This is a genomic window from Clostridium sp. D46t1_190503_E9, from assembly GCF_015555225.1.
In the GTDB taxonomy this organism is placed as follows: domain Bacteria; phylum Bacillota; class Clostridia; order Clostridiales; family Clostridiaceae; genus Clostridium.
In genome coordinates this window covers 396,138-407,153 of sequence record NZ_JADNKB010000001.1, presented here as the reverse complement: position 1 = coordinate 407,153, position 11,016 = coordinate 396,138, and the positions used below count along the sequence as shown (strand labels likewise).

Here is an 11,016-nt window from a genome sequence, read left to right as displayed (position 1 = left end):
GGCTCGCGTTTAGCGAGCCCCTTTATAAATATAATAGATCAACTTCTTTAGCAGTAAAACTTACTTGAAATGGAATAAATTTTATATTAAATAGATTTCTGAGATGGTGCCATCTGTTTTATTATATTAAAATCTTATTATGTACACAAATACGAAAAACATATATAATGGTATTTGTTTTTAATTGAATATAAGAGGTGACACAGATGGATAAGGATATAAGTAAAATACAAGAAGATATAATAAAAAAGGATATAAGGAAAGTTGAAAAGTTATGGAAGGATGTAGAAGAAAATGATACTTTAGAGTATCATTTAGATAGGATGACCAAAGATGAGCTAGTTAAAGTTGCTAGTAATTATTCTGTAAGAGGGATTACATCATTAAAAAAAGCAGATGCAGTAAATAAAGTAAAAGATGGAATAATAAATAATATTGATTATGTATTAGAACTTTTAGATTTAGATGCATTTTTATATTTAGATGAAATAATAAAATTAGATGGTAAAAAGGAATACTTTGGATCAGAACTTATTAACGCAAATTATTTTAGAAATAGAGGAATAATGTTTACTGGAATAGATCATGGTAAGCTATATGTTATAACACCTAAAGTATTATGTGATATAATAAAAGATAAGTTAAATGATAATTTAAAATCTATTGCAAATAATAATTCTGATATTATAAAACTTTCTGCTGGCCTAATATATTTTTATGGAGTTCTAACAATTGAAGAGTTAAGCAGAATTTTAAATGAAGAATATAGTTTTGATTTAGAATATGAGAAGTTCAAAAAGTTGCTTTTAATTGGAGAAGAAGTAGGATTTGATTATCAAATAGAGGAAGATTTTGTTTATCACATAGATGTTGAGGATCCTCTTTTTATAATGGAAGAAAGAAATAAAAATATAGATATAAATTTTGCAAAGTTTGATAGGAAAACTTTATTAAAAGCTGCAAAGCCTGATTATATAGAAGAAAATAAACAAGCAGATAAACTTGAGAAAGTATTGAATGAGTTATTTGTTATAGATAAAAATATATTAAGAGAAGAAATAGATAGTTTTTCAATAGCTATAAAAAATGAAGCACCATTAGATGAAGCAATAGATACATTCTTAGAGGCTTATGAAATAGAAAGTGAAGAAGAAAATGAAATTCTTAAGGAAGAGTTAAAGAAATTATCATTAGGTGTTAAAAGATGGACATTAAAAGGGCTTACTCAAAGAGAAATAGATAATAAGAAAAAAACTATTGTAAACGAAGAGAAGATAGGAAGAAATGATCCATGCCCATGTGGAAGCAATAAAAAATATAAAAAGTGCTGTGGTAAATAAAAGGGGAGTTTAAATATGATCTTTAAATATTTAATATTAGGATGGGGAATTATAGAATTTATACTTGGAATAACCGTGTTATTAAAGAAAAAATTATTTCTATTAGGATTTATAGTTGAAAGTTTTTCAATTCTAAATAATGAGTTTAATGTTTCAAATATAAAAGACATAAAAACTTTTTCAAGGTGGATTGGAGAAGTTGTAGTGTTAGAAGGTTCATTATATATATTTTTAGCATCTGCATCAATATTTTTTGAAATGAGTATAGTAATCATTATAGTATTTATAATCCTTATTGAGATATTTTTCTTTAATGTAATAAATAAAGGAATAAAAAACTTTATTAAATAAATATAAATGAGGTAAAAGATGAAAGATAATAGATATCTTTTTGACAATTATATTAATATAGCTAGAAATTTTATAACAGAAAAAGAATATGTAAAAGCATTAAAGTTTTATAAAAAAGCATATAAATTCGAACAGGGAAGAAAAGATATAGAACTTATATTGGATATAGCACTTTTATATGATAAATTAGGTTATAAAGATTTATCAGAGGAAAAATATAGAGAAGCTATTTTAATAGAAGAAAAAGATGCAAGAGCATATTATGGACTAGGGGTTCTTTATGATGAAGATGGATTTTTAGAAGATGCTATAGAATATTATAAAATTGCTATTAATTTAGATAATAATTACGATAGAGCATATTTTTATTTAGCTAATGCATACGACGAATTAAGTGATAAAAAAAGTGCTATAAAATATTATAATAAAACCTTAGAATTAGTACCCGATGATTTATGGGCAAATGCAAATTTAGGATGTATTTATGAAGAACTAGGAGAATATTCTAAAGCTTCAAAATATATGAATAAATCCTTAGAAATTGATCCAAATAATTTTAGAGTCTTATTTAATATGGGAGTATTACTTAAAAATTTAGGAAGAGAAGAAGAAGCAAAAAAATATTACAAAAAATCTATAGAGAAAAATTCATATTATCCATATAGTTATTTAAATTTAGCGGTCTTATATAGAGAGAAAAATGATTTTAATAAAGCAATAGAAATTATAACTGATGGAATAAAAAATAATTCAGATTCAGGTTTCTTGTATTATAATAGAAGCTGTTTTTATGTCAATATAGGAGAGTTACATAAAGCTTTTAATGATTTAACTAAAAGTATAGAGCTTAATGATCTATTTTTTGAGTATATGATGAAAGATAAAGAATTAGATAAATTAAGAAATTTACATGAATATAATGACTATTTAAAAAGTAAGCTATAGTAGCTTACTTTTTCATTTGAAAGTAGTTGTTAAAAAAATAACTAAAATGTAGATAAATAAAAAAAAATCTTAGTAATTTTAGGCAAAGTTAAGGTATTTATGATATTTAATATAAAAATTTTAAAGTTTATATTAAAAACTTTGTTAAATAAATTACAAAAGTTGTGGGAAGATAGTATTTATGGTAAGATGAGAATATAACCGTTAAAATATACGGATTATATAGTATATTTTAACGTTAAATACTTTAAATAAAAGTAGGAGGTTTTTTATAGTGTTAAGTAATCTTTTTAGTAATGTAAATGTTTCTAATAAATTATTTACATTAAATGATTCTAGCATACTAGAATTATCAATTGATAATTCTAAAGAGTTAGATGCTAAAGAAATCGAAGAAAGCTTAGTGTTACCTTATGAAAATAATAAAGGTAAAAAAGTAATAATAAAAGCTTTTAGTTTACAACCTAATTTAAATGGGTATGGAACAATAGTAAAAGAGAGAAAAGAAGATTTAAAAAAAGGATTAGAAAAAATTAAATCAGTTTCAAAGTTCAAATTTGTAGTAGATGGAAGGGATAAAAATCTACAAGAATCTCTAAAAGAATATGGAGAGATTATAAAAGTATCATCTACAACAGATCTATATGAAAGTAAATTAATTTCTAAAGTATATAGCGAAGAAAAAGATATAGCTATATATGATATTATTGAAATTATACAATTAGGACAAGCTTTAAATGGAAAAAGCACAGAAATACTAACTACTGTTTATGGAAGCGCTATAAATGGTAGAAAAGTTGTTGCGCTAAAAAAAGGAACAACATATAAAGAAGTGTTTGATGCATTAAATGGTAATGCAAATGAACTTAAGAAAGTTATTAATGGTGGTAGTATAAATGGAACACCTATATATAATTTAGATTCAGTAATAGGTGATACAACTACAGGGATTTTATTCTTAACAGAAAAAGATTCACCATCTGAAGCAAGTTACAGTTGTATAAGATGTGGAAAATGCTTAAGAGTCTGTCCAGAAGGATTAAACCCAATAAAATTAGTTGAACTTTATAAAATGGGTGCAAAAGAAGAATTTGTAAAGTTTGGCGGAGAAAAATGCATTGATTGTGGTTTATGTAGTTTTGTTTGTCCTTCTAATATAGAAATAGCACAAACAATTAAAACTTCAAAAACATTTAAATAGTAATAAATCTGAATAGGAGTGAAGAGAGTGGAAATTAAAAATCTTAAAATATCACCAGCACCTCATGTGAAAAAAGGTCTTGGGATTAATAAGATAATGCTTGATTTTATTATAGCATTAATTCCAGCAATATTTGCAGGAGTATATTTTTATAAGATCGATGCTGTTAAAGTAATAGTTGCAACTGTTGTAACTAGTATTATAGCAGAAGGGCTTTGGAATAAGTTTGTAAAGAAAAAATCTTTTTTTACTGATTTAAGCCCAATAGTTTTAGGTATTATTCTAGCACTTATTATGCCGACTTATGTTCCGTTATGGATCCCTATCATAGGATCAATATTTGCAACAATTGTTGTTAAACAGTTTTTTGGTGGACTTGGCCAAAACTTTATGAATCCAGCAGCCGCTACAAAGGCATTCTTAATTGCTTCATGGGCTGGAGTTATGGCAAAGCCAGCTACAGATGCAACATCAGCAGCATCTAGTTCAGCAGAGGTAGTAGTTCCATTAATTGATAAAATTATAGGACAAGCAAATGGAAGTATAGGAGAGGTTTCTATCTTAGCATTATGTATAGGGGGACTATACTTAGTATTAAGAGGAAGAATAAGCTTAAGAGGACCAATCGCATTTATAGCTTCATCAATGATTATGTATAATATTTTTGGAAAAGACTTATTACTTCCTGGAGCATTTTTTGTAGCAGCTATATTTATGACTACAGATTATGGAACAACACCAATGACAAAGATAGGACAATACATATTCGGAATAATAGCAGGGGTTTGTGCAGCAATTATAGCTGTTAAGGGATTTAATCCAGAAGGACCTTATTATGCAATTATAATTACTAATTTATTTACTCCTCTTATAGAGTATTTTACAACTAAAAAAATAAAAGTTAAGAAGGAGGCTTAATAGAATTATGAAAGAGAATTTTAAGCTAGGAGGAATCCTTCTAATTATAACTATGATTGCAGGTCTTGTACTTGGATTTGCAAATGATTTAACTAAAGAAGCAATTATAGAAAATTCAAAAGTAAGTAAAGAGGATTTAAGTTATATAATGCCTGAAGCAGAAGGTATTCAAGATATGGATATTGCACTTGATTCTGAAGGTAATGTAAAGGAAATATATGAAGCTGTTAATGGAAATGATGTAGTAGGATATGTATTAAAAGTTACTAGCAAAGGATTCCATGGGGCAGTCGATTTTGTAGTAGGAATATCAAAAGAAGATAAGGTTTCAGGAATAAAGGTATTAGCGCATAGTGAAACACCAGGTCTTGGAGCTAAAATTGCAGAAGATAAATTTACTTCTAGATTTAAGGATAAGCCTGCAGTAGGATATTTAGAAGTAGTTAAAGTAACTCCTAATAAGGATAATGAAGTAGAGGCTATATCAGGAGCTACAACTTCAAGTAAAGCATCTGTTAGTGCAGTAAATGAAGCTATAACTTTCTATTTAGAAAACATAAAGGGAGAAGAAGTAGCACCACAAGAAGATACTGATGCAGATACAGGGGCTAGTGCAAATTAATAATAAATTAGGAGGAAAATAATGAATAAGTTGATTGAAAGATTAAAAAATGGGATAATTACTGAAAACCCGATTTTTGTTCAAGTTTTAGCTATGTGTCCTACTTTAGCAGTTACAACAAGTGCTAAAAATGCATTAGGTATGGGACTAGCTTCAACTGTAGTTTTAATATTTTCTAATATGATGATTTCAGCAATAAGAAAATTAGTTCCAGATAAGATTAGAATACCAGCGTATATAGTAGTTATAGCATCATTTGTTACAGTAGTAGATATGTTAATGCAAGGGTATATTCCTAGCTTATATTCATCTTTAGGAATCTTCATACCGTTAATAGTTGTTAACTGTATAATATTAGGTAGAGCAGAAGCTTATGCTTCAAAAAATCCAATTTTACCATCTATATTTGATGCTATTGGAATGGGACTTGGATTTACTATTGCATTATTCTTAATAGGAACATTTAGAGAAATCTTAGGAGCAGGACAAATTTTAGGTATTCAAATAATACCTGAAAGTATTAAACCTGCGTCCATAATGATATTAGCGCCAGGTGCCTTCTTTACTTTAGGTGGGCTTATGGTAGTCTTAAATGCTTATAATATAAGAAAAGCAGCAAAAACTGGTGAAGCAGTTAAAACGCTAGAACATAGTTGTGGAAGTTGTTCAGGATGTGGAACAGGAAGCTGTGGTAGCAGTAATAGTGGAATAGAAATAAAAGAAAATAAGAAAAACTAAGAGGGGTGTAACAAATGGAATTATTTATGATTTTCATAGCAGCAATGCTTGTAAATAACTTTGTACTTTCAAAATTCCTAGGGATATGTTCATTCCTTGGAGTTTCAAAGAAAAAAGATGCTGCAGTAGGAATGGGACTTGCAGTAACATTTGTTATGACATTGGCTTCAATAATGTCATGGCTAGTATATAATGGAATATTAGTTCCATTAGAATTAGAATATTTAAAAACAATAGCTAATGTACTAGTAATTGCGGCATTAGTTCAATTTGTTGAAATGGCAATGAAAAAATTATCTCCAGCTCTTCATAAGGCATTAGGGATATATTTACCACTTATAACAACAAACTGCGCAGTTTTAGGGATGGCTACATTAAATATACAAGAAGGATACAACTTTATAGAAGCTATAGTAAATGGATTAGGCGCTGCATCAGGATATATGCTATCAATAGTACTATTAGCTTTCATAAGAGAGAAAATAGATAATAATGAAAATATACCAGTTGTTCTAAGAGGGTTGCCAATAACATTATTTACAGCGGCATTAATGTCAATTGCCTTTTTAGGATTCCAAGGATTAATTCACTAGGAGGAGATTTAAAATGAATATTTTATTTGCAGCGTTAAGCTTAGGAATTCTAGGATTAATTTTTGGAGTGCTTTTAGGCTTTGCTTCAAAGGCTTTTGAAGTTAAAGTTGATCCTAAGATACCTATGTTAAGAGAATGTTTACCAGGAGCAAACTGTGGGGGATGTGGTTTTGCTGGATGTGATGCTTATGCAGAAGCTGTTGTAACAGCTGGTGCAAAACCAAATTTATGTTCTGTAGGCGGAGTAAAAACTGCAGGAGATATAGGTGGAATATTAGGTATAGCAGTAGATGCAACAGAAAAGATGACTGCATTTGTAAAGTGTAATGGAAATTGTGATTCAGCTAAGTCAAAATATGACTTAGAAGGTGTAAATGATTGTCTTACAGCATCATTAATGATTGATGGTGGTGCTAAATCATGTTCATATGGATGTTTAGGTCTTGGAAGTTGTGTTAGCGTTTGTGAGTTTGGAGCATTAGAAATCGTAAATGGAATTGCTAAAGTCAACATGGACAAATGTACAAACTGTGGAGCGTGTATAAATATATGTCCTAAAGGACTTATTGAATCAGTCCCTGTTTCAAGTAAAGTAAGAGTTGAATGTAACAATATAGAAATAGGAAGACATGTTAAAGAAAATTGTTCGGCTGCATGTATAGGCTGTAGGTTATGTGAAAGAAATTGTCCTAAGGATGCTGTTCATGTAACTAATAATTTAGCTAAGGTTGATTATGATAAGTGTGTAAATTGTCAATTATGTACTAAAAAATGTCCAACAGGTGCTATAAAAAATATATTTTTAAATTAAAATTATTTTTAATTTATATACAAAGTGGATTCGTTAAGAATCCACTTTTTTATAATATTTTATTAAGTTTATATTAAAAAATGAATTATAAAAAATAAGATTGTGCAATGCTAATTTTGTTTAAAAAAAATATATATTTAAATTAATTTTTGTTTTATTTATAAACGAAGAACATACTATAATTGTTAGAATATTATGTATTATACGAAGTAAATTTATATAAAACTAAGGAGGAAAAATAGAATATGAATATGGATGAGTATTTAGAAGAACTTGAACGTAGATATAGATATTCTAATAATAATCAATGTCAACCGAATTGTAGATGTAATAATTGCTGTTGTGTTGGACCAAGGGGACCAGTGGGGCCAAGAGGACCAATTGGTCCAGCAGGACCAAGAGGGCCAATGGGACCAGTAGGACCAATGGGGCTACCAGGAATAAATGGCGTAGATGGTGAAAGAGGTCCGAGGGGACCAGTAGGGCCAAGAGGACCACAAGGAATTCAAGGACCATATGGACCACAGGGACCAGTAGGAGCACAAGGAGCAACTGGAGCAATGGGACCACAAGGGCCAGTAGGGCCAGTAGGACCAGTGGGAGCACAAGGAGCAACTGGAGCAACCGGAGCAACAGGAGTAATGGGACCACAAGGACCAGTAGGGCCAGTAGGAGCACAAGGAGCAACCGGAGCAACAGGAGTAATGGGACCACAAGGACCAGTAGGACCAGCAGGAGCACAAGGAGCAACTGGAGCAACCGGAGCAATGGGACCACAAGGACCAGTAGGACCAGTGGGAGCACAAGGAGCAACCGGAGCAACAGGAGTAATGGGACCACAAGGACCAGTAGGAGCACAAGGAGCAACCGGAGCAACAGGAGCAATGGGACCACAAGGACCAGTGGGAGCACAAGGAGCAACCGGAGCAACAGGAGCAATGGGACCACAAGGACCAGTAGGACCAGCAGGAGCACAAGGAGCAACTGGAGCAACAGGAGAGATGGGACCACAAGGACCAGTAGGACCAGTGGGAGCACAAGGAGCAACAGGAGCAACAGGAGCAATGGGACCACAAGGACCAGTAGGACCAGCAGGAGCACAAGGAGTAACTGGAGCAACCGGAGCAATGGGACCACAAGGACCAGTAGGGCCAGCAGGAGCAACCGGAGCAACAGGAGCAACAGGAGAGATGGGACCACAAGGACCAGTAGGACCAGCAGGAGCACAAGGAGCAACTGGAGCAACAGGAGAGATGGGACCACAAGGACCAGTAGGGCCAGCAGGAGCACAAGGAGCAACTGGAGCAACAGGAGCAATGGGACCACAAGGACCAGTAGGGCCAGCAGGAGCAACCGGAGCAACAGGAGCAACAGGAGAGATGGGACCACAAGGACCAGTAGGACCAGCAGGAGCACAAGGAGCAACAGGAGCAACAGGAGAGATGGGACCACAAGGACCAGTAGGGCCAGCAGGAGCACAAGGAGCAACTGGAGCAACAGGAGCAATGGGACCACAAGGACCAGTAGGGCCAGCAGGAGCAACAGGAGCAACAGGAGCAACAGGAGAGATGGGACCACAAGGACCAGTAGGACCAACCGGAGCAACAGGAGTACAAGGAGTAACTGGAGCAACCGGAGCAACAGGAGCAACAGTCCAATTAAGAGGCATAAATGCGGATTTGATAGGAAGTAGGTCTGGATCAATTTTAAATGAAAACAATGTAACATTTGATAATATAATTAATAATCAAAGTCAAAATATTAGTTATAATAGGTCAACTGGTGAATTTACAATTAATGCCGCAGGTAATTATTATGTTACTTGGTGGATAAATACTGATGGTGCAGGATCAGCTAATTTTATAGATTTTGATTTACAATTAAATAATGATGTAGTAGGTTCTAGTTCATCTCCTAATACAACAGGACAAATTCATGGAATGGCGTTTGTAACAGTTTTGAATACTCCTTCTACACTAACTTTAGTAAATAGAACAGGTCAAACTGTTAATTATGCAGGAACATCAATACAAGCTAATATAGTAATTGTAGAAGCAACAGTCTAAGTTTCTGCATAGTATTAATGTAAGAGAATATATGTATGAACTAATTACTGGAATAACTCAAAATTTATCAGTACCAGTAATATTAGGAGAAGGTTTGCTATTATTTTTCGCAGCAACAATTCCTGGTACCACTGGTAATGGTACTACAATTGCAGGTATTTCTATAGATTAATTTATATTTCTAATTAAATATATCAAAAAATTTGTACAGAGGGTAGTTCTTCTGTACATTTTTTTGTTCGAAAGTAAGATCAAATTATAAATTTATAATTAATAGAAGAATTAAATAGAAACTTCAGTAATTATATGATAAAAATGCATTTGAGATAAACATAATTTACTTTTTTGAATATTATGTAATAAGAAGCTAATTAGGGGGTGCTACAATTGGTTTATAGAAATATATATACTTGCGAAGATACTTTTGTATTTAATAGACTAGTAAATAAAAATTTTTCTGATTTACCATATTTAGCAGTAGGCTACAACTGTAGTAGTTACAGAAGATTTATAGGAGAGTTTATGACATTGATGAAGTTCAATCTTAATGAATTTAATCAAATTATGTATTTTTCTGAAAGTAATCTAATGCTATATGTTACATCAGCAAACTTTACAAATTGTGACAGAGTAAAAATAGATATATATAGAAATTTAGAAGATTATAATGTAAATAGTGTTACTGATTCTACTGCACCTAGAGCTATATATACAGGAATAAGTAAGATAATATCTTCTGCAGATGTTAATATGTATATAAGTATAAGCATTAAAGAATTGATAAGGGATTGGATTAATGATATTTTTCCTAACTATGGTATAACTATACGGATAGAAAATTCAAAAGAATATGTCGAATTTGCTTCAAGCAGATCTGGAAATGGTCCTTATTTAAAATTGTGTCAAAACCATACAATACCGATCGGAGCAACGGGAGCAACAGGAGCAACGGGAGCAACAGGAGCAACGGGTGCAACAGGAGGAATTGGTCAGTTAAGGGGAATTCAAGCTCAATTAATAGGAGATCCTGTGGGGTTTGTTAACAATAATAGTAATGTAATATTTAATATGGTTTTAAATAATCAAAGCTTAGATATTATTTATAATTCATTAACAGGAGAGTTTACAATTTTGAAAACTGGTAATTATTATGTTACTTGGTGGGTATCAGTAGATGGTGCAGGAGAAAGTACATTTACTAATTTTGCTATAAGATTAAATGGTGGAATGGAAGTTAGTGGATCCTCGCCAATAGTAACTGGACAACTAAATGGAAGTGCACTTGTCACTATTGGGTCAGTGCCAGCTATATTAAGTTTAGTTAACACTACTGGAAATAGCGTTATATATGGAAATACGCCTAGACAGGCTAATATTATAATTTCAGAGATATCTGTGTAATTATATTAACAAACATGATGAAGGAGGTAA

The 11,016-nt window shown here is 31.7% G+C and carries 12 protein-coding genes; all 12 read left to right on the top strand.

Translation table 11 applies throughout. From position 1 onward, the window contains the following. Positions 1–206 precede the first annotated feature (206 nt). The 12 genes from I2E83_RS01800 to I2E83_RS01745 all read left to right on the top strand — a co-directional run bounded on the left by I2E83_RS01800 (position 207) and on the right by I2E83_RS01745 (position 10,986). Positions 207–1,340: an SEC-C metal-binding domain-containing protein gene (locus tag I2E83_RS01800; protein ID WP_195264348.1), complete on the top strand. Its 1,134-nt coding sequence runs from the start codon at positions 207–209 to the stop codon at positions 1,338–1,340. A 15-nt stretch (positions 1,341–1,355) separates the two neighbouring features. Further along, the gene (locus tag I2E83_RS01795; RefSeq protein ID WP_195264349.1) at positions 1,356–1,691 is read left to right on the top strand and encodes a hypothetical protein; all 336 of its coding nucleotides are present in this window, start codon (positions 1,356–1,358) and stop codon (positions 1,689–1,691) included. A gap of 18 nt (positions 1,692–1,709) precedes the next feature. Next, positions 1,710–2,636, top strand: coding sequence for a tetratricopeptide repeat protein (locus I2E83_RS01790; protein ID WP_195428327.1), 927 nt, complete (start codon positions 1,710–1,712; stop codon positions 2,634–2,636). Between the two features lie 274 nt (positions 2,637–2,910). Beyond that, on the top strand, positions 2,911–3,837 hold the full coding sequence (locus I2E83_RS18215; protein ID WP_195264351.1) for a 4Fe-4S dicluster domain-containing protein: 927 nt from the start codon (positions 2,911–2,913) through the stop codon (positions 3,835–3,837). Positions 3,838–3,864: 27 nt separating this feature from the next. Continuing rightward, positions 3,865–4,755: an RnfABCDGE type electron transport complex subunit D gene (locus tag I2E83_RS01780; RefSeq protein WP_195264352.1), complete on the top strand. Its 891-nt coding sequence runs from the start codon at positions 3,865–3,867 to the stop codon at positions 4,753–4,755. 7 nt (positions 4,756–4,762) lie between these two features. Continuing rightward, complete coding sequence (locus I2E83_RS01775) at positions 4,763–5,377, top strand: RnfABCDGE type electron transport complex subunit G (protein ID WP_195264353.1); 615 nt, start codon at positions 4,763–4,765, stop codon at positions 5,375–5,377. 21 nt (positions 5,378–5,398) lie between these two features. Then, positions 5,399–6,115, top strand: coding sequence for an electron transport complex subunit E (locus I2E83_RS01770; protein ID WP_195264354.1), 717 nt, complete (start codon positions 5,399–5,401; stop codon positions 6,113–6,115). Positions 6,116–6,129: 14 nt separating this feature from the next. After that, complete coding sequence (gene rsxA, locus I2E83_RS01765; protein ID WP_195264355.1) at positions 6,130–6,708, top strand: electron transport complex subunit RsxA; 579 nt, start codon at positions 6,130–6,132, stop codon at positions 6,706–6,708. 13 nt (positions 6,709–6,721) lie between these two features. Then, entirely contained in the window at positions 6,722–7,519 is a 798-nt protein-coding gene (locus tag I2E83_RS01760) for an RnfABCDGE type electron transport complex subunit B (protein WP_195264356.1), read from the top strand. 245 nt (positions 7,520–7,764) lie between these two features. Next, entirely contained in the window at positions 7,765–9,585 is a 1,821-nt protein-coding gene (locus I2E83_RS18115) for a collagen-like protein (RefSeq protein WP_195428326.1), read from the top strand. A 31-nt stretch (positions 9,586–9,616) separates the two neighbouring features. Further along, on the top strand, positions 9,617–9,757 hold the full coding sequence (locus tag I2E83_RS01750) for a hypothetical protein (RefSeq protein WP_195264358.1): 141 nt from the start codon (positions 9,617–9,619) through the stop codon (positions 9,755–9,757). A gap of 215 nt (positions 9,758–9,972) precedes the next feature. Further along, the gene (locus I2E83_RS01745) at positions 9,973–10,986 is read left to right on the top strand and encodes a DNRLRE domain-containing protein (RefSeq protein WP_195264359.1); all 1,014 of its coding nucleotides are present in this window, start codon (positions 9,973–9,975) and stop codon (positions 10,984–10,986) included. Positions 10,987–11,016: the final 30 nt, after the last annotated feature.